23 protein-coding genes are annotated in these 23,096 nt (G+C 68.9%); 11 read left to right on the forward strand and 12 right to left on the reverse strand.

Annotation, left to right across the window (positions count from 1 at the left end; all coding sequences use genetic code 11):
* The first annotated feature begins 48 nt into the window (after positions 1-48).
* Complete coding sequence (locus tag HHUB_RS06635) at positions 49-1,995, forward strand: archaea-specific SMC-related protein (RefSeq protein ID WP_059056800.1); 1,947 nt, start codon at positions 49-51, stop codon at positions 1,993-1,995.
* A gap of 456 nt (positions 1,996-2,451) precedes the next feature.
* Here the strand turns inward: HHUB_RS06635 and HHUB_RS06640 are convergent, their stop codons facing one another.
* Entirely contained in the window at positions 2,452-3,132 is a 681-nt protein-coding gene (locus HHUB_RS06640) for a hypothetical protein (RefSeq protein WP_059056802.1), read from the reverse strand.
* 102 nt (positions 3,133-3,234) lie between these two features.
* On the opposite strand from HHUB_RS06640, the gene HHUB_RS06645 reads away from it, so the two are divergent.
* Positions 3,235-3,984 (forward strand): pirin family protein, encoded by a 750-nt coding sequence (locus HHUB_RS06645; RefSeq protein ID WP_059056804.1) that lies wholly within the window; start codon positions 3,235-3,237, stop codon positions 3,982-3,984.
* A gap of 33 nt (positions 3,985-4,017) precedes the next feature.
* Here the strand turns inward: HHUB_RS06645 and HHUB_RS06650 are convergent, their stop codons facing one another.
* The gene (locus HHUB_RS06650; RefSeq protein WP_082687190.1) at positions 4,018-4,488 is read right to left on the reverse strand and encodes an FKBP-type peptidyl-prolyl cis-trans isomerase; all 471 of its coding nucleotides are present in this window, start codon (positions 4,486-4,488) and stop codon (positions 4,018-4,020) included.
* A 158-nt stretch (positions 4,489-4,646) separates the two neighbouring features.
* On the opposite strand from HHUB_RS06650, the gene HHUB_RS06655 reads away from it, so the two are divergent.
* Positions 4,647-5,447: a hypothetical protein gene (locus HHUB_RS06655; protein ID WP_059056806.1), complete on the forward strand. Its 801-nt coding sequence runs from the start codon at positions 4,647-4,649 to the stop codon at positions 5,445-5,447.
* On the opposite strand, the gene HHUB_RS06660 is transcribed toward HHUB_RS06655, so the two are convergent.
* Positions 5,441-6,598 (reverse strand): pyridoxal phosphate-dependent aminotransferase, encoded by a 1,158-nt coding sequence (locus HHUB_RS06660; RefSeq protein ID WP_059056808.1) that lies wholly within the window; start codon positions 6,596-6,598, stop codon positions 5,441-5,443. The genes HHUB_RS06655 and HHUB_RS06660 overlap by 7 nt on opposite strands.
* Before the next feature lie 190 nt (positions 6,599-6,788).
* On the opposite strand from HHUB_RS06660, the gene HHUB_RS06665 reads away from it, so the two are divergent.
* A complete protein-coding gene (locus tag HHUB_RS06665) occupies positions 6,789-7,805 on the forward strand; it encodes an NADP-dependent oxidoreductase (RefSeq protein ID WP_059056809.1) in 1,017 nt (338 codons plus the stop codon).
* Positions 7,806-7,824: 19 nt separating this feature from the next.
* On the opposite strand, the gene HHUB_RS06670 is transcribed toward HHUB_RS06665, so the two are convergent.
* Entirely contained in the window at positions 7,825-8,970 is a 1,146-nt protein-coding gene (locus HHUB_RS06670) for a pyridoxal phosphate-dependent aminotransferase (protein WP_059056811.1), read from the reverse strand.
* Complete coding sequence (locus tag HHUB_RS06675; protein WP_059056813.1) at positions 8,967-9,455, reverse strand: Lrp/AsnC family transcriptional regulator; 489 nt, start codon at positions 9,453-9,455, stop codon at positions 8,967-8,969. The genes HHUB_RS06670 and HHUB_RS06675 overlap by 4 nt, the downstream gene beginning before the upstream one ends.
* Positions 9,456-9,569: 114 nt before the next feature.
* On the opposite strand from HHUB_RS06675, the gene HHUB_RS06680 reads away from it, so the two are divergent.
* Positions 9,570-11,957 carry a hybrid sensor histidine kinase/response regulator gene (locus tag HHUB_RS06680; RefSeq protein ID WP_059056814.1) on the forward strand — a complete coding sequence of 796 codons (2,388 nt, stop codon included), beginning with the start codon at positions 9,570-9,572 and terminating at the stop codon, positions 11,955-11,957.
* Positions 11,958-12,053: 96 nt separating this feature from the next.
* The gene (locus tag HHUB_RS06685; protein WP_059056816.1) at positions 12,054-12,527 is read left to right on the forward strand and encodes a redoxin domain-containing protein; all 474 of its coding nucleotides are present in this window, start codon (positions 12,054-12,056) and stop codon (positions 12,525-12,527) included.
* A gap of 81 nt (positions 12,528-12,608) precedes the next feature.
* On the opposite strand, the gene HHUB_RS06690 is transcribed toward HHUB_RS06685, so the two are convergent.
* Genes HHUB_RS06690 through HHUB_RS06700 form a run of 3 tightly spaced genes read right to left on the reverse strand, consistent with a single transcriptional unit; the run spans position 12,609 to position 16,497 of the window.
* The gene (locus HHUB_RS06690; protein WP_059056818.1) at positions 12,609-15,014 is read right to left on the reverse strand and encodes a hypothetical protein; all 2,406 of its coding nucleotides are present in this window, start codon (positions 15,012-15,014) and stop codon (positions 12,609-12,611) included.
* A gap of 46 nt (positions 15,015-15,060) precedes the next feature.
* Positions 15,061-16,026, reverse strand: a complete 966-nt coding sequence (locus HHUB_RS06695; protein ID WP_059056820.1) for an NADPH:quinone reductase — start codon at positions 16,024-16,026, stop codon at positions 15,061-15,063.
* A 57-nt stretch (positions 16,027-16,083) separates the two neighbouring features.
* Positions 16,084-16,497, reverse strand: a complete 414-nt coding sequence (locus tag HHUB_RS06700) for a DoxX family membrane protein (RefSeq protein WP_059056822.1) — start codon at positions 16,495-16,497, stop codon at positions 16,084-16,086.
* 275 nt (positions 16,498-16,772) lie between these two features.
* On the opposite strand from HHUB_RS06700, the gene HHUB_RS06705 reads away from it, so the two are divergent.
* Together HHUB_RS06705 and HHUB_RS06710 are read left to right on the forward strand one after the other, a co-directional pair.
* Positions 16,773-17,510, forward strand: coding sequence for an SDR family oxidoreductase (locus HHUB_RS06705; RefSeq protein ID WP_059056824.1), 738 nt, complete (start codon positions 16,773-16,775; stop codon positions 17,508-17,510).
* Positions 17,511-17,564: 54 nt separating this feature from the next.
* On the forward strand, positions 17,565-18,626 hold the full coding sequence (locus HHUB_RS06710; protein ID WP_059056826.1) for a zinc-dependent alcohol dehydrogenase family protein: 1,062 nt from the start codon (positions 17,565-17,567) through the stop codon (positions 18,624-18,626).
* Between the two features lie 75 nt (positions 18,627-18,701).
* Here HHUB_RS06710 and HHUB_RS16595 read toward each other — a convergent pair whose 3' ends face one another.
* Positions 18,702-18,875 carry a hypothetical protein gene (locus tag HHUB_RS16595; RefSeq protein ID WP_157533991.1) on the reverse strand — a complete coding sequence of 58 codons (174 nt, stop codon included), beginning with the start codon at positions 18,873-18,875 and terminating at the stop codon, positions 18,702-18,704.
* 157 nt (positions 18,876-19,032) lie between these two features.
* Here HHUB_RS16595 and HHUB_RS06715 point away from each other — a divergent pair, with 157 nt between their 5' ends.
* Positions 19,033-19,536, forward strand: a complete 504-nt coding sequence (locus tag HHUB_RS06715) for a hypothetical protein (RefSeq protein ID WP_059056828.1) — start codon at positions 19,033-19,035, stop codon at positions 19,534-19,536.
* Between the two features lie 130 nt (positions 19,537-19,666).
* Here HHUB_RS06715 and HHUB_RS06720 read toward each other — a convergent pair whose 3' ends face one another.
* Positions 19,667-19,891 carry a hypothetical protein gene (locus HHUB_RS06720; protein WP_059056830.1) on the reverse strand — a complete coding sequence of 75 codons (225 nt, stop codon included), beginning with the start codon at positions 19,889-19,891 and terminating at the stop codon, positions 19,667-19,669.
* Between the two features lie 130 nt (positions 19,892-20,021).
* Here HHUB_RS06720 and HHUB_RS06725 point away from each other — a divergent pair, with 130 nt between their 5' ends.
* Entirely contained in the window at positions 20,022-21,029 is a 1,008-nt protein-coding gene (locus HHUB_RS06725; RefSeq protein WP_059056831.1) for an aldo/keto reductase, read from the forward strand.
* Between the two features lie 221 nt (positions 21,030-21,250).
* Entirely contained in the window at positions 21,251-22,009 is a 759-nt protein-coding gene (locus HHUB_RS06730) for a potassium channel family protein (RefSeq protein ID WP_059056833.1), read from the forward strand.
* On the opposite strand, the gene HHUB_RS06735 is transcribed toward HHUB_RS06730, so the two are convergent.
* Together HHUB_RS06735 and HHUB_RS06740 are read right to left on the reverse strand one after the other, a co-directional pair.
* The gene (locus HHUB_RS06735) at positions 22,006-22,644 is read right to left on the reverse strand and encodes an NAD(P)-dependent oxidoreductase (protein WP_059056834.1); all 639 of its coding nucleotides are present in this window, start codon (positions 22,642-22,644) and stop codon (positions 22,006-22,008) included. The genes HHUB_RS06730 and HHUB_RS06735 overlap by 4 nt on opposite strands.
* Positions 22,645-22,748: 104 nt before the next feature.
* Positions 22,749-23,096 (reverse strand): hypothetical protein, encoded by a 348-nt coding sequence (locus HHUB_RS06740; protein WP_059056836.1) that lies wholly within the window; start codon positions 23,094-23,096, stop codon positions 22,749-22,751.

A 23,096-nucleotide genomic window follows, 5' to 3' on the forward strand; every position in this document is an offset into this window, starting at 1 on the left:
GAGACGGGAGACAACACTTAAGCCGCGCTCGCGTCTGATACACACTCAATGGGATCAGAGCAGTCTCTCGAGCGCGACGTCCACGTCCGCGCTCGGAACGTCGGCGGCATCGACGAGGCGGAAGTGTCGCTTCCCCCGGGCGTGACCGTGCTGACCGGGCGGAACGCGACCAACCGAACGTCGTTCCTGCAGTCGATTATGGCCGGGCTCGGCAGCGAGCGCGCCACCCTGAAAGGCGACACCGACGAGGGCGAAGTCGAACTCCGCGTGGACGGCGAGACGTACACGCGAACACTCACGCGCAACGGCGACACCGTCGTCTACGGCGGCGACCCCTACCTCGACGACCCCGCGGTCGCCGACCAGTTCGCGTTCCTCCTGGAGAACACGGAAGTCCGACGCGCCGTGGCGCGCGGCGACGACCTCCGGGAGATCATCATGGACCCGGTGGACACCGACGAGATCGAAGCGCAGATTCGGGACCTCGAGAACGAGAAGCGCGACCTCGACGACCAGATAGAGGAGCTGGAGCGAATCGAGGACGAACTTCCGGAGCTGGAAGCCGAGAAGCGCGACCTCGAAGCCGACATCGAGGACGCCCGCGAGGAGCTCGCCGATGTCGAGGACGAAATCGAGTCGCGTGACGTCAGCCTCGAACAGAGCCGCTCGCAGAAGGAAGCCATCGAGGAGGCCTTCGAGGCCCTGCGGGACGCCCGCGCCGACCTCGAAGACGTCGAGTTCGAACTGGAGACCGAACGGCAGACCCTCGAGGACCTCCGCGAGGAGCGCGACCGACTCGAATCAGAGCTGGCGGACGCCGACGAGCACGACGAGAACCCCGACCAGCTCGCCGGCCGCATCGACGAACTGCGCGAGCGCAAGCGCGCGCTCGACGACACCATCAGCCAGCTCGGCAGCGTCATCAGCTTCAACGAGGAGATGCTCGACGGCGAGGGGCTGGACCTCGACGAGTTCGGGGACGACTCGAACGCCGACCCGACCGAGCAGCTGCTGGACGAGACCGAGGACGTGGTCTGCTGGACGTGCGGGTCGGAGGTCGAACGCGACCGCATCGAGGGCACCGTCGACCACCTCCGCGAGCTGCGCGCGGAGAAGCTCGACGAGCGCAGCGACCTCGACGACCAGATAGAGGAGCTGTCGGCGACGCGCTCGGAGATTCAGCGCCAGCAGCGCGAGCGCGAGCGCACCCAGCGACGCCTCTCGGAGGTCGAGAGCGAAATCGAAGCCACGGAGGGACGCATCGAGTCGCTGGAGGAGTCGCTGGCGGACCAGCAGGAGGAAGTAAAGCGGCTGGAGGCCGAGACCGAGGACGCCGGCACGGGCGGCGACTACGACGAGGTGCTGGAGCTCCACCGGGAGTCCAACGAGATCGAACTGCGCATCGAGCGCCTCGAGAGCGACCTCGCGGACGTCGAGGCCGAAATCGAGGACCACGAGGAGACGCTCCGGGAGCGCGACGACCTCTCGGAGCGCCGCGAGGAAATCGACGACGAGCTCACCGACCTCCGCACGAAAGTCGACCGCATCGAGGCGGAGGCCGTCGAGGAGTTCAACGACCACATGGAGTCCGTGCTCGCGGTGCTGGAGTACGACAACATCGAGCGCATCTGGGTGGAGCGCCGCGAGCGCGAGGTCCGCGAGGGCCGCCGCAAGGTCGAGAAGACGACCTTCGACCTCCACGTCATCCGCGCGACCGACGACGGCACCTCCTACCGCGACACTATCGACCACCTCTCGGAGAGCGAGCGCGAGGTGACCGGCCTCGTGTTCGCGCTGGCGGGCTACCTCGTCCACGAGGTCTACGAGGACGTCCCGTTCATGGTGCTGGACTCGCTAGAGGCCATCGACTCCGACCGCATCGCGCGCGTCGTCGACTACTTCAGCGACTACGCTGACTACCTCGTCGTCGCCCTCCTCCCGGAGGACGCGCAGGCGCTCTCCGAGGAGTACACGTACGTCGAGCAGATCGACTGACCGCCGCGCCGCCGTGCCGCCACGTCCCCCGGTCGGCGTTCGTTCGGCCGCCCCACGAACCGAAGTTCACGAAGTTGGTACGTTTCCGTTTGTGATTAGTTTCGAATCAATTCTAGGAGCTGCTGCGTACGTCTTCGTCGCCGACGAGTGAACGCCGGAATGGCAGAGAGTCGAGAGGAAACGAAATTCGGCTATCACGCGTCTAATCGCTTCTCGTATCGTTTCACCGCTCTTTCGAAAGCCATTCCAGAGCTGGAGCGGAACACCGGATGCCCACATCCGCGGAAGTCGAGCGTGAGCGTCCGAGGCGCGGTTTAATGAACATTCAATCACGGGACGACGAACTCGCAGCGAGTCCGCGAACGCACCGGCGTCAGAATCGAAAACGGCCTGTCGAGGACGGAATCATCGAAGTAGTGTACTGTTTTCGAATCCGAGTGGTCGCGCTCACGCAGGTCAGTCGTCGGGTCGCGCGAACAACCCCAGCGCCATCACCGCGGACGCCGCGACGACGGCGACGGTCGACCAGAGGAGGAGTTGCCGCGTCGCGCCCGGGGCGGTGGCCGCGAGGTCGACGAACACGCGGACGTCGAGCGCGACGACGAGGAGTGCGCCGACGACGTCGAAGACGAGGTCGTAGGCGGTGTCCTTCCAGCCGTAGTACACCAGCACGGGTTCGACGTCGTAGCGCTCGCCGACGGCGCGCGCGACGAGTTCGCCGAGTTCCCAGCAGACGCCCGCGAGGACCGTGTAACCCACGGCGGCGACGGCGACAACTGTCTGCGACGTGGATTCGCCCGCGACGACGAGCAGACCAGCGTACGCGAGCGCGGTCAACAGCGACGCCGAGAGCGCGTGCGTCAGGTGGTCCCACCACCACACCGAGTCGTAGGGGCCGAGCATCCCGATAGAGTGTAGCAGGCCCGCGACCGCCGTCCAGAACGCCAGCTCCGGCGCGACGAACCCGCTCCCGGCGAACTCGAACCCGGCTGCAGCGGCGACGGCGACGCCGGCGACGGCCAGCGAGACGACGGCGTTGACTGCCGCCGCGACGTTCCCGCGGTGGACGGCGAGCGCGAGCACGAGCGCGATGGCGGCGAGCAACGCGGTCAGGAGTGCAATCGCGGCGCTGTTCATCGGCGTGGGGAAGATACCGGCACCGGGCTATGATTCCTTCGGCTCGCGCCCGGCGCGGCGGCGCCGCGCGTATATGTGGCTGGAGCACCTACGGGACGTATCTTGCACTCGGACTCCACCGGCCTCCACAAGGCGCCCCGCACGAACGTCTCCCAGAACCAGGGGAAGTTCCGCATCCACCTCAACTTCCCCGGGCGGAACCTCCCGGACCACGACGACCACGGCTACGGGCCGCTGGCGACCGTCGTGGAGTCGTTCATGGACCCGGATACGCTGATTTCGATGCACCAGCACCGCAACGAGGAGATAATCTCGTGGGTGCCCGCGGGCGTGATGCGCCACGACGACGGCGAGGGCAACAAGCTCGTCACCGACCCCGACCACCTGATGGTGATGGGCGCCGGTGACGGCTTCTGGCACGAGGAGCGCACGCTCGCCGACGACCCGCCGCTGCGCATGCTCCAGATATTCGTGCGGCCCCACAGCCTCGACCTCCCGGCGACCATCCAGCACGAGCCGATTCCCGACCCCGTCGCCGGCGAGTGGCGCCACCTCTTCGGCCCGGAGGCGTCGGACGCGCCCCTCACGGTTCGCAACGAGGTGGACTTCTACGATGTCCGCCTCGACGCGGGGAGTCGCGTCGCCATCCCATCGAAGGCGGGCCGGGACGTCTACTTCTACGTCTTCGACGGCGAAGTCACCGCGGACGGCACGCGCTTCGACGCGACGGAGAGCGGCCTGCTCGTCGGCGGCGACGCGGTGACGGTCACGGCAGAAACAGACGCGGTGCTCGTCGCGTTCCTCGTGGACCCCGACGCCCCCGTCACGCGGCAGGGAACCGTCGGTCGCTGAGCAAAGCCACCGCGACACCGGCGCGTCCGGCGTTCAGTTGACGTCGACGATTTCGACGTCGAACGCCAGCGTCTCGCCGGCGAGCTCGTGGTTGAAGTCCACGCGAATCTCCTCGTCGCCGGCGTGGACGACCTCGCCGAGCTGGCCGTTCTGGGCTTCCAGGTACTCGCCCTCCTCGGGCGTCTGCCCGCCGAGCATCTCGCGGAGTTCGGCGGTCTCAAACGACTGCACTTCCTCCTCGCTCCACTCGCCGTAGCCCTTCTCGGGCGGCACTTCGATGGTCGTCGACTCGCCCGCTTCGAGGCCGAGCAGCCCCTCCTCCATTCCCTCGATGACCTGCTGTGCGCCGATGTCCACCGTCAGCGGGCCGTACTCGCGCTCGCCCTCGGCCTCGGTGAGGCCCGCGTCCTCGGCGACCGCTTCCCGGGACGTGTCGAAGACGGTCCCGTCGTCGGTTCGGCCGGTGTACTCCAGTGTCACAGAATCGCCGGTAGCGATTGTCATACACGAACGAGTGCCGACGCCCGGAAAACACCTTGCATCGGCGCACGACTCCCCGCACCGGGCACTTGGAGAGCGGCACGCGAGCGTCGGCTCCTTCCCGAACGCTTTTGCCGGACTGCTCGGTACGCTCACACACGAGACAGACGCCCGCTAACACGATGACCGAACTCTCGCCCTCCGAACGCCGGACCGAACTCAACCGCCGCCTCGACGCGACGCTGGCGTCGGCCGACGCCGGCGGCCTGTCGCTGGCGCGCTCGACCGTGCTGGAGTGCCCCGACCGCTGGTTCGGCCAGCTCGTCGCGCTCTCCTACGACGCGGCCGCCGATGCGCCCGACGCCGACGCCGCGCTCCCCGCGGCGACCGCCGTCGAACTGCTCCGCGGGTACTGCCGGCTCCGGTACGACCTCCTGACCGACCGCGACGACCACGCGGCCGCGACGGACCGCGACACCACCGCGGTGCTGCTCGCGGGCGACTACCTCAACTCCGCGGCGTACGCGGCGTTCAGCCGGGTCGAGGACGGCCCGCCGCGGGACGGCTTCGACGCGCTCACCGCCGCGCTCCAGACGATTGTCGAGGGGTTCGACGCCGCGTACGCGCGCTCGGCCGCCGAGAGCGAGTCCCTGCTCGACGACACCGTCGGCGCGCTCGGCGAGGGCGCCGCCGTCGTCGGCGCGACCATCGCGGGCATCGACGACCCGGGCCGCGAGCCGTTCGCGGACCTCGGCCGCGGATTCAGCGCCGCGCGCCACGTCCAGCGGGTCCTCGACTCGGCTGGTCCGGACTCGCTGCTGCCGCTGGACGTCGAGGAGCGAGACCTCCGCCGGTACGGCGCGAAGCGCCTGCGGGAAGCGGAAGCCGGCCTCGACCGGCTGGCGGGGAGCGCGGACGCGGCGTCGCTGCGGTCGTTCCTCGCGGAGCGCGCACCCGACGCCATTCGCTCGGAGCCTCAGTAGGTGTCCGCGACGAACGCCTCGAAGCGGTCCAGCCCCGCTTCGAGGTTGTCGAGGCTGTTCGCGAACGACAGCCGGAGGTTCCCTGCGCCGCCCGGCCCGAACCCGCTGCCGGGCGTGAGCACGACGCCGTAGTCGTCGCAGAGCTCTTTCGCGATTTCGAAGTCGTCACCGAGCTCGGAGACGTCGATGAACGCGTAGAACGCGCCGTCGGGCGTCGGCGCCGTGACGCCCTCGATGTCCGCGATGCGGTCGGCGACGTAGTTGCGGCGTTCGAGGAACGCGTCGTACATCGCCTCGATTGGTTCTTGGTCGCCCGTGAGCGCTCGCGTGGCGGCGGCCTGCGCGACGCTGGACGGGCAGGCAGTCGTCGCCTCGTGAATCTTCGTCGTCTCCGAAATCAAGTGTTCCGGGCCGGCGAGCCAGCCGACCCGCCACCCCGTCATCGCGTACTGCTTGGAGACGGAGTCCACGACGAGGACGTTGTCCGTCTCCGCGTCCGCGGCGAGGCTGCGCGTCGGCCCGTCGTAGGTCAGTCCCATGTAAACCTCGTCGGAGACGACCCACGCGTCGTGCTCGGCGGCGGCTTCGACGACGTCGAGGGCGGCGTCCCGGTCGAACACCTGCCCGGTCGGGTTCGCGGGCGAGTTCAACACGACCGCCGACGTCTCCGCGGAGAGCGCCTCGCGGACGGCCTCGACGTCGAGCGCGTAGCCGGCGTCGGCGTCCAGCGGGACGTTCACGGGCGTGGCGTCCGCGAGCTTCGCCTGCGCCTCGTAGTTCGGGTAGACGGGCGACGGGATGAGGACCTCCTCGCCGGCCTCGGCGGTCGCCAGCAGCGCGAGGTGCAGCGCCTCCATCCCGCCGACTGTCGCCATAATCTCGGAGTCGGGGTCGAAGCTCGCGCCGCGCTCGCGCTCGAACTTCCCGGCGACGGCCTCCCGGAGTTCCAGCGTGCCCGCGTTGGGCGTGTAGTGCGTGTCCCCGCCGCGGGCCGCGTCCACGGCGGCCTCGACGACGTGCTCGGGCGTGTCGAAGTCCGGTTCGCCAACCTCTAGTCGGACGAGGTCGCCGTCGTGTCGCTCGGCTCTGTCGAACATCATGCGGATACGTGAGCGCTCAACGCCGCGCACCCGGTCGGTAACCTCGGGCATAGCCCCACCGACACCACCCGACTGCTTACGGCTAGTGGTTGCGGCGACCTGTGACTGCCGCTATCCCTATGACGGCAGACAGGATGAACTGCGTCATCTCTGTGTGCGGCGACACTCTCGAACAAATCGCTGCAGCGGAAGGCCCTGCTGGAAGCGTAACCGTCGTCCGTTCCCGGCGAGACTACGAGATATGCGCAACTCCAACCGCGAGTGGGTGTTCGCCGAGCGCCCCGACGGCGAGCCGGACATGGACAGCTTCGAACTCCGCGAGGGCGACGTGCCGAGCCCGAAACACGGCGAACTGCTCGTTCGCGTGCGCTACCTCTCCGTGGACCCCTACATGCGGGGCCGGATGCGCGACGCCGAGTCGTACGCCGAGCCGTGGACGGTCGGCGAGCCGATGGAGGGCGCGGTGGTCGGCGAGGTCGTCGAGAGCGAGAGCGACGCCTTCGACGCCGGCGACCTCGTGACCGGCAACGGCACGTGGGCGGACTACACCGTGCTGGACGCCGGCGAGGTCGCGCCCGTGGACCCCTCGATTGCCGACCCCGAGGCGTACCTCGGTGTTCTCGGGATGCCCGGCCGGACCGCGTACTTCGGCCTGCTGGACGTCGGCGAGCCCAAGCCCGGCGACACGGTCGTCGTCTCCGGCGCGGCGGGTGCGGTCGGCTCCGTCGTCGGCCAGATTGCGAAGCTCAACGGCTGCCGCGTCGTCGGCTTCGCGGGCACCGACGAGAAGGTCGCGTGGCTCACCGACGACCTCGGCTTCGACGCCGCAATCAACTACAAGGACGTCGACGACTATCGGAGCGCGCTCGACGACGCCGCGCCCAGCGGCGTGGACGTCTACTTCGACAACGTCGGCGGCCCCATCACGGACGCCGTGTTCACGAAGCTGAACCTCGACGCGCGCGTCGCCGTCTGCGGCCAAATCGCCCACTACAACGACGAGGGCGTGCCGACCGGCCCGCGGAAGCTCCCGCAGCTCATCGCGCCCCGGGCGAAGGTGCAGGGGCTGCTCGTCGGCGACTACGCCACGCGGTTCGGCGAGGCCAGCGAGCAGCTCGGCGAGTGGGTCGCGACCGGCGAGCTCGTCCACCGCGAGACCGTCGTGGACGGCCTCGAAGACGCGCCGGACGCGTTCCTCGGGCTGTTCTCCGGCAACAACATCGGCAAGCAGGTCGTCGCCGTCGCCGACGCCGAGTAGCGCACGACGCCAGCGGGCGTCAGTCGATGAATTCCTCGATGCGGGCGAGCGCCTCCTTGAGGTCGCCCAGCCCCGTCGCGTACGTGACCCGCAGGTGGCCCTCGCCGCCGGCGCCGAAGACGCCGCCCGGAACGACCGCGACGCCCTGTTCCTCGATGAGCGCTTCGGCGAACGCCTCGCTGTCGTCCCACGGGCACTCCGGGAAGACGTAGAACGCGCCCGACGCGGGGAAGCAGTCGATGCCCATCTCCTCGAAGCGCGAGAGCACGAAGTTCCGGCGGCGGTCGTACTGCGCGCGCATCTCCGCGACGTCGTCCCCGCAGTTGCGAAGCGCCTCGATGGCGGCGTGCTGGGCGGTCGTCGGCGCTGACAGCATCGTGTACTGGTGGATGCGGTTCATCGACTCGATGGCTTCCGGCGGCGCGAGCGCGTACCCCAGCCGCAGCCCAGTCATCGCGTACGCCTTCGAGAAGCCGTTGAACACGACCGTTCGCTCCCGCATCCCCGGCAGCGTCGCGATGGAGGTGTGGTCGTGCTCGTAGGACAGCGCGGCGTAGATTTCGTCCGAGAACACCCGGAGGTCGTGTTCGCGCACGAACTCGGCGATTGGCTCCAGTTCCTTGCGAGTCATCGTCGCGCCGGTCGGATTGTTCGGGTAGCACAGCACCAGCGTGTCCGCGTCGGCGGCGCCGGAGGCCTCCAGCACCTCGCGCGTGAGCTTGAACTCGTCCTCGCGGCGCGTCGGCACCTCGACGACGTCGGCGCCCGCGAGCCGTGCCGCCGGCACGTAGGAGAGGTACGACGGCTGCGCGACCGCGACTGCGTCGCCGGGGTCGTGGAACGCGCGGAACGCGAGGTCCACGGCCTCGCTGGCGCCCGCCGTGACCAGGACCTCCTCGTCGGCGTCGTAGTCGAGGTCGTAGCTGTCCGCGACGTGCGCGGTGATTTCCTCGCGGAGCTCGCGCAGCCCGCGGTTCGGCGTGTACGACGTCTGCCCGCGCTCCAGCGACGAGATGGCGGCGTCGCGGGCCGCCCACGGCGGCGCGAAGTCGGGCTCGCCGACGCCCAGCGAGATGATGTCGTCTTGCTCCTCGGCGAGCTCGAAGTACCGCCGGATGCCCGACGGCGGGACGGTTTCGAGGCGCTCGGACTCCTCGAAGCTCATGGCGAGACCGAGAGCCGGTCGTCGTCGTCGCCGTCCTCGAACTCCACGCCGCCCTCCTTGTACGTCTCCATGATGTAGTGGGTGACAGTCTGGGTAATCTCGGGGACGGGCGCGACCTGCTCGCTGATGAAGTTCGACACCTCGCTCATCGAGTCGCCCTCGACATCCATCGCGAAGTCGTAGTCGCCGCTGACCAGCCGCAGCCCCTCCACTTCGGGGAACTTCGCGAGGCGCTCGGCGATGTCGTCGTAGCCGGTCTCGCGGTCGAGCGTGACGTTCAACTCCACGGACGCCCGCACGCGCTCGGGGTCGATTTGATTGCGGTCCACGATGGCGCGGTAGCCCCGCACCACGCCGTCGCTCTCTAGCTCCCGAATCGTCGCTTCGACCTCCTCGACGTCGAGGCCGGTCTGTCGGGCGAGGTCTTCGTTGGAGTAGCGGGCGTTCTCTCGCAACAACGGGAGTAGCTTCTCGCGACTGCTCATGCGTACCCTCCACGGCATCAGGACAAAAGGATTTCTCACCCACGGCAGATACTGACACGGGGCCGGGGGCCGCCACCACAATGGCTATCCTGATTGGCCGACGAACGCATAGTAATGGACGGTGCGATTCGCGTCCTCCACGTCGACGACGAACCGGGGTTCGCCGAGATGACCGGCGAGTTCCTCGAACGGGCCGACGGCCAGTTCGTCGTCGAAACGGCCGCGCGGACGGCCGCGGCGCTGGACGCGCTCGCGGCACGCGACTACGACTGCGTGGTCTCCGACTACGACCTGCCCGAGCAGAACGGCATCGAGTTCCTCGAAGCCGTCCGCGAAGACTACCCCGACCTCCCCTTTATCCTCTTCACCGGGAAGGGCTCCGAGGAGGTCGCCAGCGACGCCATCTCCGCGGGCGTCACCGACTACCTCCAGAAGCAGTCGGGCACCGACCACTACGAGCTGCTCGCGAACCGCATCGCCAACGCCGTCGGGCAGCGGGAGACCGAGCGCGACGCCGAGGACACCGAACAGCAGCTCGCGGAGCTGGCCGCCCACACCCACGACGTCCTCTGGACGTTCTCCGCGGACTGGGAGGAGCTTCTGTTCGTCAACGACGCCTACGAGGACATCTGGGGGCGGTCCGTGGAGTCCCTCGAAGACGACCCGCGGAGCTTCCTCGACGGGGTCCACCCCGAGGACCGCGAGCGCGTCGAGGCGGCGATGGACGAGCTGGCCGCGGGCGAACACCTCGACGTCGAGTACCGCGTCAACGAGGCCGAGGACTACGGCCGCTGGGTGTGGGCGCGCGGCGAGCCGGTCGCGGACGACGACGGCAACGTCGTCCGCGTCACCGGGTTCTCGCGGGACGTCACCGAGCGGAAGGCCCGCGAGCGCGAACTCCACGACAGGGAGCGGCAGTACCGCGCTATCTTCGAGGACCCGAACATCCTGGTGGGGCTGCTGGACACCGACGGCACGGTCCGGGACATCAACCAGACCGCCTTCGAGTACGTCAACAGCGACGTCGAGAGCGTGACCGGCGAGCCGTTCTGGGAGACGCCGTGGTTCGCGCACTCGGCGGACGCGCGGGCGTCGGTCGCCGAGTGGGTCGAGCGCGCCGCCGACGGCGAGTACGTCGAGTTCCAGCTCGACCTCGTGGACGGCGACGGGGAGCCGTACGCCGTCGAGGGCGTGTTCCGGCCGGTCACGGACGACGACGGCGACGTCGTCTCCATCGTCGTCTCCGACCGCGAGGTCACCGACCGGAAGCGCCGCGAGCGGCGCCTCCGGGCGCTGAGCGAGACGACGCGGAGTCTGCTGGCCGCCGACAGCCGCGAGGCGGTCGCGGAGACGGCCGTGGCGGCCACGCGCGACATCCTCGGGCTGAACGCGAACGCGATTCACCTCTACGACAGCGAGCAGAACGCGCTCGTGCCCGCGGCGATTTCCGACGCCGCGCGGGACATCATCGACGAGCCGCCGACGTTCCGGCCCGGCAGCAGCATCGCGTGGCGGGTCTTCGAGGACGGCGAGCCGCTGGCGCTGGACGACGTGCACAGCGACGCCGACGTCTACCGCCCGGACTCGCCCGTGCGGAGCGAAATTTTCCTGCCGCTGGGCGACCACGGGATTCTCCTCGTGGGGTCGCCGTCGCCGTCGGCGTTCGACGAACACGACATCGCGCTCGGGGAGGTGTTCGCCGAGAACGTCGTCACCGCGCTCGAACAGGTCGAGCGGACCGCGGAGCTGCGCGTCCGCGAGCGCGAGCTCTCCGCGCAGAACGAGCGCCTCTCGGAGTTCGCCAGCGTCGTCAGCCACGACCTCCGCAATCCCCTGAACGTCGCCGAGGGCCGGCTGGAGTTGGCGCGCGAGACCGGCGACGACCGCCACTTCGAGGAGGTCACGGCGGCCCACGAGCGGATGCAGGCGCTCATCGACGACCTGCTTGCGCTCACGCGGGAGGGAAGCGGCGTCGGCGACGTCACGACAATCGGGCTCCGGTCGCTCGTCGAGGACTGCTGGGCGACCGTGGACACCGGGAACGCGACGCTGGCTGGCGACGCCGCGGCGTCGATTCGGGGCGACGAGAGCCGCGTCCGCCAGCTGTTCGAGAACCTGTTTCGTAATGCTGTGGAACACGGTTCCATAGACCCCCAGAGCGCTTCGCGTTCTGAGGATGCTGTGGAACACAGCGCCGCGAACCCCCGCTCGGCCGCTCGCGAGGACGGCGGCGACGTCACCGTCACCGTCGGTCTGCTCGACGACGGCTCGGGGTTCTACGTGGAAGACGACGGCCCCGGCGTCCCCGAGGGCGACCGCGAGAAGGTCTTCGAGTACGGCTACTCGACGGTGGACGACGGCACGGGGTTCGGCCTGAACATCGTCCAACAGGTCGCCGAGGCGCACGGCTGGACGGTGCGCGTCACCGACGGCGAGGCCGGCGGCGCGCGATTCGAGGTGACGGGCGTCGAAGTCGTCGAGCCGCAGTCCACGCAAGAATAGGTACCTATTCTTTCGTAGGTGCCTATCTGAGTCGTTTCGGCGAACTCGGCTGTGTTCGAACCTACCTTAATGTGGCCGCACGACGTACGACCTGTCATGGTATCTACCGGAGATTCCGCACCGCGGTTCGAGGCGACGCTCGGGACCAGCGACCACGAGGACTTCGCCCTCGACGACTACCTCGGCGACGGGCCGGTCGTGTTGGCGTTCTTCCCCGGCGCGTTCACGCCGCCGTGCACGAACGAGATGGTCGCGTTCCAGGACCGCCTCGACGACTTCGAGGACGCCGGTGCGACTCTCCTCGGCGTGAGCGCGGACTCGCCGTTCTCGCAGGGCGCGTTCCGCGAGGAGCACGGCATCGAGTTCGACCTCGTCAGCGACATGGCCGGCGACGCTATCCGCGCCTACGACCTCGAAATCGACATCGAGGACCTCGGACTCTACGGCATCGCCAACCGCGCGGTGTTCGTGCTCGACGACGACGGCGAAATCACGTACGCGTGGGTCGCCGACGACCCTACCAACGAGCCCGACTACGACGAAGTGCTGGACGCCGTGAAGTCGGCCTGACCGGCGCAGACACTCCCCGTTTTTCGCTGCGACGGCGCCGCAAAGAAGAACGAGCGTAGCCGAAGGTACGACCGGCGCGGGCTACGAGCCCTGCGACGGCGCGGTCTCGTTCGTCACTTCGACCGTAATCGTCCGCTCGTCCGGTATCGCGTACGGGGTGCCGTCCCCGTCGACAACCCAGTCGAGCCCGAACGTGACCGTCTGGGTCGCGTTACCCTCGACGTCGACCATGCGCTCGTCGGCGCTCACCGAGAGGTCGCCGACGGCGACGGTTCCTTCGCTGGTGTTGCCCTCGAAGCCGGCGGCGCTGGCGGTCGCCTCGCGGTCGGACCACATCCCGTGGCCCTCGCCGCGGCTGGCGTGGATATTGACGTCGGCTTCGAGACTGATGGCGGGCTGGCCGCCGCGCCGGGCGCTCATCGACATCGCGCCGACGCCGTCGTCGAGCCCCGACACCGTGACGTTCGTGGCGGACTCGTTGCCCACCGACACGTTCAGCGAGTCGGTTTCGAGCGTGACGTTCAGCGGCTCGTCGGTGGACTTCCCGACGACGAGCCGCGTCGTCGCGGTCGCGCCGCCGTCGCGGGTGTCGGCGCCCGCGACGCGAACGCGGTAGAGGCCGGCGTCGAGCGCGTCAGCCGAGAACGCGACCTGCTCGTTCCAGCGGGCGTGGCGGCCGTCCATCGTCGCCTCGTGCGCCGATCCGAGGTCCACGCGCGCGACCGGGCGGCCGTCCACGCGTTCGACGCCGGCGAACCCGGGCGTGTCCGCGAACGCGTCGCGGAGCGCGTCGGCGCCGGCCGCGTCGCCGTGGAAGCGATCCACGCTGACGTGCACCGAGAAGTTAGAGCGCTGCGAGGACAGCGAGACAGTGGCGTTCGCGTCCCTGGTCGTCGCGTCCACGTACGTCGAGTTCATCTCGGCGTCGAGGTCGTGGCGCGTCACCTCGAAGGCGGCGGTCTCGTTGCCCGTCGCGGGCACTAGCGTCCCGTTCTCGACGGCGAGCGCGTCGCCGGCCGGCGTTTCGAGGACGTACTCGCCGAGCGGGAGCGTCGCGGACTCGACGACCGCCTCGCCGTCCGCTTCGAGGGCGACGCGGCGCTCGACGTGCCGCTGGAAGTCGTCGTGTTTGCCGGGCACCGCGACGACGTCGAGCGCGTCGGCGCTCGCGTTCGGGTACTCGAAGCCGAGCGCCTGTCCGCGGTAGACCGACTCGTTGGACGTCGGCGCGGCCTCCGCGTCGAGCGTCGTCCCGGCGGTGGCGTCGGGGAGCTCCACCGACCAGACGTTCGTCGAGGCGTTCCGCCCGCGGTAGTTCATCGTCGCGGCGGTCGCCCCGTCACCGTCGCCGACTGCGGCGAGGACGCGGGACGTGTTCGTCCGGTTCGCCTGGAACTGCTCGGTGCCGTTGGCCGCGACGCCGACGAACCGTGTCGTGGTGTTGTCGGCCCACTCCGTGCGGTCGGACCCGACGAGCACCACGCCATCGTCGGTGTTGAGGACGTCCCTGACGCGCGTCTCGCCGGCCGTCGGGTAGACGCGGTTCCACTCGGGGACACCGTCCGGGCCGACGCGCGCGACCCACGGCGTGAACTGGGTGCCGATGAACCCGGGCTGGAACGTCCCGGCCACCAGCAGGTCGCCGTCGTCGGTGGGCTTCACGCCGGCGACGCGGCCGCCCGCGGCGTCGCTGTACGTCTCGTTCAGCACAAGCGCGCCGGTCTCGTTCGCGCGCGCCACCCACGGCGAGTCGAACGAGCCGGTGCCCGCGAGGACGAAGCCGTCGTCGGTCGTCCGCAGCGCGGTCGGCCTCGCCTCGACGCCGTAGGCGCGTTCGAGCGTCACGTTGCCGGCGTCGTCGTAGCGCGCGAGCCGCACCTCGCGGTCCGGGTGGGGGTACGCGACGGCCACGCCGTCGTCGGCCTGCGCGAGCGCGAGTCCGCGCGCGACGTAGCCGGTGGCGTTCAGCGAGTCAGCCCACTGGCGCTCGCCGTCGGGGCCGAGCCGGACGAGCGAAACGCTGACGTTCCACTGCGAGGCGTTCTCGGGCTGGCGTCGATCGGTCCGAACGACGTACGCGCCGCCGTCGCCGCTTGGCGCGATGGCCGCGATGCCCGTCCGGTTCGCGGACGCGTACTCGCGGGTCCAGTCGGTCGTGTCGTTCGCGCCGACGCGGAGCACCGTCGCGTTCGACGCGCGCAGGCCGATCGCCCCCGCTACGAGCGTGCCGCCGTCATCGCTTTCCGCGAGCGCGCTGACGGTGAAGCGGTCCGCCGTGTGGTTCTCGACGACGTCGCCCACGCTGGGCGCGTCGTCCGTGCTGTTCGACTGGTTCGGAGTGCTCGTCGTGCTGTCGACGGTGCCACCGGGCTGACCGGTGGTCGCCGTCGGGGTCTGCTCGCCGCCGGTGAACGGGCCGCCGGCACAGCCGGCGGTCAGGAGGACCACGGCGACGAGCACGCACGCGAGGACCAATCGTCGGTGCATGCACCGACAGCGTCGTCGCCGACCCCGTAATAGGTTTCGTTCGAGGTCAGGGCGTGACCGCGAGCTTCCCGAGGTAGCTCTCGGTGAGCACGTCGCGGTGGGCGGCGGCGGCCTCCTCGAGATCGTACGTCGCCGCGAGTTCGATTGAGAGCTCGTCGGTCGCCATCAGGTGGGCGACGCCGCGCAGCGGCACGCGCAGGTCCGGCGTGTTGAACATGCTCATGAACTGGTAGGTGACGTCCTTCGAGCGCGCGGCGCCGTCGTCGGTGAAGCCCGGGTCTGGGCTGTTCTCACCGATGCCGACGACGCGGGCGTTCTGTGCGGCGACGTTCGCGTCGAACTGGAGGTAGTCGTCAAGGCGGTGGTCGAGGACGACGTCGACGCCGCCGTCGGACACCGACAGGACCGCGTCTTCGAGGTCGTGGCGCGTGTAGTCGAGGACGGCGTCGGCGCCGAGCGCGGCGACGCCGTCATGGTACTCGGGCCGCGCGGTCGTGAGCACGCGCGCGCTCACTGCGTCCGCAATCTGGACGGCGGCGTGGCCGACGCCCCCGGAGCCGCCGTGGACGAGCGCGTACTCCGCGGGGTCAAGGGCCGCGTGGTCGACGAGCGCGCGCCACGCCGTGACCGCCGCGACGCCTGCCGCGCCGGCTTCCACGAGATCGGCATCGTCCGGCAGTGCGACCGTGCGGTCCGTCGGAACCGTGGCGTACTCGGCGTACGCGCCCTGGTGCGCGCCGTTCCCGATGCCCGTGCCGTAGACGCGGTCGCCGACCGCGAAGGTATCGACGCCCTCGCCGACCTCGACGACGGTGCCCGCGTAGTCCACGCCGGGCGTGAACGGGAGGCCGACCGGCTCGTAGGACCCCTCGCGGAAGTACGTGTCCACGGGGTTGACGCCCGCGGCGGCGACTTCCAAGAGGAGTTCGCCCACGCCGGGGGACGGTCGGTCAACGTCTTCGACGTGCATGACTTCGGGTTCGCCGTGTTTCTGTAAGCGGACTGCTCGCATACTTCGTGGTCACGGCGGACGCGGGGATAACAGTACGGCCTCCGGCGGGCCGCAGTCCTAGAAGAAGCTGACGCCGATGCTGAGCGGCCAACCGCCGCTGGCGACCGCGGCGACGACGAGCGACCCGCCCGCCAGCGAGACGTTCTTCAGGAAGCTGTTCACCTCGTCCTGTCGCTGGTCGTCAGGCACCGCCCAGAAGTCGTGCATGATGACCGCGGAGACGAGGAGGAACGCCGCGAGCGCGATTGCGGCGACGACCGGGAAGACGCCGACGATGACGCCGAGGCCGCCGAGGATGAGGAGCGCGCCCGACGCGAGCACCGAGAACTTCGGCGCGGGGAGGCCCTTGTACTCGGCGTAGCCGGCCATCTGTTCGGTCTGCGTGAAGTGGTTGAGTCCGGTGAACGCGAGGACGCCCCCGAAGAGGACGCGCCCGACGACGAGCAACACGGCGTCGAGTGCGAGCGCCATCAGGCGCTCACCTCAGTGAGTGCTGTCGTGCTGACAGTGGGTGTTCGGTTCGTCATAGCGGTGGTACGGCGGGGCGACGGATAGGTCCGTTGACCAGCCGGTAAACGACGCACTGAAACGTTCCGAGAAAACGCGGGACAGGGTACGGGCTCGGCGGGCGCGGACGAGTTCGCGTGAGACCGTTTGCTGGGGTTTCTTCCGGCAGTCTGTCGGCGAATCAAGCGGCGGCCACCGGTTCCCGGACGTTTAACGGTGTGTCGGCCTTTTGATACGGTATGCTCGACGACAACGTCGCACTCGTCACGGGAGCGTCCTCCGGCATCGGCGCCGAAACGGCCGTCCAGCTCGCCGAGGAAGGCGCGGACGTCGCGGTTGCCGCGCGTCGCGAGGAGCGCCTCGAAGACGTGGCGTCCCGAATCGAAGCGACGGGCAGCGAAGCGCTCGTCGTGCCGACCGACGTCAGCGAATCCGAGGAAGTCGAAGCGATGATTTCCGAGACCGTCGAGGAACTCGGCGGGCTCGACGTCCTCGTGAACAACGCGGGCGTCATGCTGCTGGAGAGCGTCGCCGACGCCGACCCCGAGAACTGGCGGACGATGGTGGAAGTGAACCTGCTCGGAGTGATGAACGCGACGAAGGCGGCGCTCCCGCACCTCCGCGACGGCGGGCACGTCGTCAACGTCTCGTCGGTCGCCGGCCGCGTCGCCGGCGCGACATCCAGCGGGTACAACGCCACGAAGTTCGGCGTCAACGCGTTCACAGAGGCGTTCCGGCAGGAGGAGACCGAGAACGGCGTGCGGACGACCCTCGTCGAACCGGGGTTCGTCGCCACCGAACTCGCAGAGCACATCCCCGACGAGGAGATTCGGGAGCGCTCCGAGCAGATGACCGAGCAGATGGACGTCCTCCAGCCCGAGGACATCGCGCGCTCCATCGTGTTCGCGGCGTCCCAGCCCGAGCACGTCAGCGTCAACGAACTCCTCGTCCGGCCGACCGACCAGCAGGCGCCGTAACGACTCCGGCCCGCGACGGCGACTGTTAAGTTCCAGCCGCCGCGTACGTCACGTATGCGCGCAGCAGTTCTACGCGAGTACGGGGAGCCGATGGCCGTCGAGGAGGTGCCGGACCCCGAGCCGGCGCCCCACGGCGTCGTCGTCTCGGTGGAAGCGTGTGGCATCTGTCGCAGTGACTGGCACGCGTGGAAGGGCCACGGCGAGTGGGCCGACGACCGCGTGGACCGCGGACAGATTCTCGGCCACGAGCCAGCCGGCACCGTCGTCGAAGTCGGGGGCGACGTGGACAGCGTCGCCGTCGGCGACCGCGTCGCCGTCCCGTTCAACCTCGGGGAGGGCGCGTGCCCGCAGTGCCGGCGCGGCCACGGGAACGTCTGCGAGGACGGCTACGCGCTCGGCTTCGAGCAGGACGCGCAGGGCGCGTTCGCCGAGCGCGTCCGCGTCCCGCACGCGGACTTCAACGCCACCGTCGTCCCCGACGGCGTGCCGATGGAGGCGGTGGCCGCGCTGGGCTGTCGGTACGCGACGGCGTTCCACGCGCTCGCGCACCGCGCGGACGTCGCGGGCGGCGACTGGGTGGCCGTCCACGGCTGCGGCGGCCTCGGCCTCGCCGGCGTCCAGATTGCGGACGCGCTCGGCGCGGGCGTCGTCGCTGTGGACGTGCGCGAGGACCCGCTCGAACTGGCCGAGCGCGTCGGCGCGGACGAAACATTGCGCTCGGACCAAGTCGACTCCGTGCCCGAGACCATCGCGGACGTGACCGACGGCGGCGCGCACGTCTCGATGGACGCGCTCGGCCGCGCCGAGACCTGCCGGAACAGCGTGGACTGCCTCCGCACGCGCGGCACGCACGTCCAAGTCGGCTTGACGACCGACGCCGAGAAGGGCGAGGTGTCGCTGCCCGTGGACGAAATCACGCGCTGGGACGTCTCCGTGCTCGGCTCCCGCGGGATGCCGCCGTCGCGGTACGACGAACTCCTGCGGATGATTTCCTCGGGGAGCCTGCGGCCCAGCGAACTCGTCACCGAGCGAGTGGCTCTCGAAACCGTCTCCGAGCGGCTGGCCGCGATGACCGACTACGAGACCAGCGGCATCGAACTCGTCACCGAGTTCTAACAGTAGTTGCTAGCGCAGTTCCTCCATTCAGGACGGATGCTGGAACTGGATCGACTCAATCGGAAGTGGGGTTGCTCACTGACCGGCAGTGTACACGTGCACCCACAGATACGCGACTCCAACCACGGCATAGAGAACGCCCAAAGCCGCGGGTGTCCACTCGCTTTGCAGGGCGTAGACTCCCGTCTGGAGGGCTCCGACACCAACCATCGCGAGCCCGACGAGAGTATTGAGCCGTCGCCGCTCCATGCGTGTCGAGTGGCCGTCGTCTCGGTAAGTGCTTTCTCTCTACTGACCGACTGTTGCAACACTCACTCCGAATACAAAACCGTAGTTTCAACTACTGTTAAGCTCCTCACGAGAGTGAGACTCGGAAACACGAGTGGGGTCACTCCGAGGTAGAGCCATGGAACTCGAAACCACTGCACAACTCGGTGAGCACATTATCGACGAAGACGGCGGCAAACTGTCCGTTACGGACGATGCAATCAGCTACGACGGCTCTGAGCAGCTAACCATCCCGCGCGAGGACATCACGAACGTGTCCCGGAACACGCTCACCGGGTTCGCCGTGATGACCTCCGTACTGGCACTCACCTCGATATGTATGACCGCTCTCGGGGTCTACGTCTACTTCACCGGGTGGTCCGGATTCAGCCCGATAGCCGGTCGTGCACCGCTCCACTTCGGCTCCTCGGCCGGAGTGGAACCCGGGTTCAACCCGGTGAGCGGTGGTGGGATTCTCTCCGGTGTCCTCTCTGGGCTGGGAACTATCGTGTTCGCCCGTGCAGAACACGGAACCGTGGAAATCCTGCACGTCGAGACCGCAGAAGAGACCTACCGGTTCACCGAGCGGGGCGTCGCCGGAGACTACGACAGTATCGCTGACCACCTTCGCAGCACCGAGTAGCACGACCCCTTCGCGACGATTCTACCACCACCTGTCTGTTTCGCAGGCGTGACGGGGCAATGCGACACCTCACGTATCTCATCCCACTTCACCTCATCTACTGAATAAGGAACCGTACTGACGACTGCTGCTACACGAAGCGTTCGAGCAGGAAGTACGTGGCCGCGACCCCGACGCCGAAGAGAACTCCCTCAGTGAGTGTCACCGTCGAAGTCCCGCCCGTGGCGACCACGCCGAACAGGAGCCGGCCAGCGGTGAGGAACGCGGCGAACAGCAGATACCAGACGAACGGGTGCGACTGGAGCCACGCGTCCGCTCGCGACGCGCTCGCTCGGACCGACGGCGCACTGACCATACCGACGCGTTCGTCGCGAGCAACATAGTTCATTTCCCGTCGATTGTAGGTGTCGCGCCCGACGACGAACCGAGCGCGCTTGCCGCTTGGCGCACGCTTTTTCGGCCGGTGGACGTAGCCACTAGCGACTATGAGTGACTCCGACGATGGACTCGGGTTCGTGCAGTTCGGCGACACGGGCCTGCAGACCAGCGAGCTGCAGTTCGGGACGTGGCGATTCGGCAAAGAAACTGAGGAAGGCGACATCGAAATCGGGGAGAAGCGCGCGAAGAAGCTGCTTGACGCGTACGCCGACGCGGGCGGCCGCTACATCGACACTGCGGACGTCTACGGCGGCGGGAAGAGCGAGGAGTGGATCGGCGACTGGCTCGCCGACCGCGACCGCGAGCGCTACACCATCGCCTCGAAGGTCTACTGGCAGATTCGGGACGGCGACCCGAACAGCCGCGGGAACAACCGGAAGAACGTCCGCGACCGCGTGGACGCCATCCTCGACCGCCTCGGCACCGACTACATCGACGTCCTCTACATCCACCGCTGGGACGACCAGACGCCCACGCGGGAGCTGATGCGGACGCTGAACGGCCTCGTCGAGGAGGGGAAGGTCCACTACATCGGCGCGTCGACGCTGCGCCCGAACGCGTGGAAGGTCGCGCGGGCGAACGAACTCGCGCGCAGCGAGGGCTGGGAGCCGTTCACAGTCGTCCAGCCGCGGTACAACCTCGTGGACCGCGAAATCGAGGGCGACTACCTGGAAATGGCCCGCAGCGAGGGGCTGGCGGTCTGCCCGTGGAGCCCGCTCGGACAGGGCTTCCTCACCGGGAAGTACGACCGCGAGGACGGCCTCACCGGCGAGTCGAAGGCCAGCGAGTCCTCGCGCTGGGAGGAGAGCTACCTCACCGAGGAGAACTTCGACCTCCACGACGTCCTCGACGAGGTCGCCGACGAAGTGGACGCCTCGCCCGCGCAGGTCGCGCTCACGTGGCTGACCCACCGCGACGGCGTCACCGCGCCCATCGTCGGCGCGCGCACCGTCGACCAGCTGGAGGAGAACCTCGCGGCCGCCGACATCGACCTCTCCGACGAGCAGGTCGAACGGCTCACCGAGGCCAAAGAAGGGCCGTACGCCGGCCTGTAACGCCGTAGCTCGCCCCGCCCGCCGAACTGTTTTTCGCGCCGCCGCCGAGCCGTCAGATATGTTTGGTTATTCATGGCGTAGCAAAGGCTATTGCGCACGCATATGTATCCCGATTTGCGAAATTGAGCTCGGTAAAGGACAACTATGGAGAGAAATACTAAACGTACGTCCATTCGTATAGCCGGGCTCTCGCCGGGCGTGAACAGCGGGGGCGGTCGCCGGTGAAGCGCTCGCTGGACACGCCGCTGCGCGCGGTCGTCCGCCGGCAACTCCTCCGCCAGCTACTGCGGCCGGTCGCGGCGTTCGCCGCGGCCGTCGCAATCGGCGTCGCCGGATTCGTCTCCATGGGCGGCGTCGGCGTCGTCGACGCGCTGTTCTGGCTGCTGGACCCCACGAGCATCGAACTCCACTTCGAGGCCCACGAGGGGCCGGAAACGCTCGTGAAGGCGTACGCGGTCGTGGTGCTCTCCGGGCTCGTCGTCGCCGGCCTCTGGATCGGCGAGACGGTGTTCTCGGCGGCGTTCGGCGGGCAGATCCAGACGGAACTCAAACACATGCAAATCGAGCAAGCAGTCGCGGACCTCCGCGGCCACGTCATCATCTGCGGGTACGGCACGTTCGGGAAAACCATCGCGCGGGCGCTCAAGCCGACCGACCGAGACGTCGTCGTCATCGAGTCCCAGGACGCCGAGTTCCAGCGGGCGCTCGACGACGACCTGCTCGCGATTCAGGGAAACGCCCGCCGCGAGGAGACGCTGCGGGACGCCGGCGTCGAGCGCGCCGGCGTCGTCGTCGGCGCCATCGACGACTCGAACGCGAACATCCAAATCGCGATGAACGCCAGCCAAATCGCGCCCAGCGTCCGGCTTGTCGTGCGCGTCGGCGACGAGACCTACGAGCAGCTCGCGCGCCGCGCCGGCGCCGACCGCGTCATCATCCCGGAGGTCGCCAGCGCCGAACAGGTCACGTCGATGCTCTAGTAGCCGGTGCCGAGGTAGGTGTGGACGTGGTCGCCGGATTCGAGTTCGTCGGCGAACGCCACCGCGAAGTCCTCCATCGAAATGTAGCTGTCACCCTCTTCGTCGGCGACGAGTTCGCCCTCCGCGGTCCGGTACTCGCCGGTGCGCTCGCCGGGCTCGATGAGCGCCGCGGGTGCGACGTACGTCCAGTCGAGGTCGTCGGCGTCCTCGAACACCTCGTAGGCCTCGATGGCCGCGCGCGCCACGGGCTCCCAGTCCTCGGGGAAGTCCTCGGTCTCGATGAGGCGCGTGTCGGGGCCGACGTGGAGCCCGCCCGCGCCGCCCGTCCACACCAGCCGGTCGACGTCCGCGTCCCGCATCCCCTCGACGACGGCTTCCGCCATCTCCACGAGCACGGTGACGTCCTCGTCCTCGCTGGGACCGAGGGCGGACGCGACCGCGTCGTGGCCCTCCGCGAGGTCCGCGACGTCCACCGCGTTGGTGGCGTCGCCGGCGACCGCTTGGAAGTCGGGGTCGTCGATGCCCTCGACATCGCCGCTGCGGGAGACGCCCGTGACCGCGTGCCCGCGGTCGAGGAGTTCGTTCGCGATTCGGTGCCCGATACGGCCGCTCGCGCCGAGTAGAAGCACGTCCATGTCAGTCTCGACGTTAGTCGGTCAGCGGCATATGGTTTTGCGAAGGGGCACTCCCCGGCGGAACCCCCGGACAGTCGGCGAGTTCGACCGCGAACCGGCGCGGGCTACCGGACGGCTTCGACGGCGGCCTCCATCGCCGCGTCCTCGTCGCCGAGGTCGGCGTACGCGGTCACGTAGTGGGTCGCGAACGCCAGCGCGCGCTCGAACGCCTCGTCTTGGTCGTCGAACGTCGCTATCGGTTCCTCGCGGTCGAACTCGTCGCGGTTCCCGCGAATCGCGGCCGCGCGGTACTCCTCGGGGTCGTGCGGCGACGACGTGGAGACGGGAAGGACGTGCGCGCCGACGTCGTGGTCCTCGCGCACGAACAGCGTCGGGTTCGTCGCGCGGTACTTCTCGGTGATGTAGTCGGGGTTCTCTACCTCGTGCCACTCCGACGGCAGGGACGGCGCCAT

This window comes from Halobacterium hubeiense (genome assembly GCF_001488575.1).
GTDB lineage: Archaea > Halobacteriota > Halobacteria > Halobacteriales > Halobacteriaceae > Halobacterium > Halobacterium hubeiense.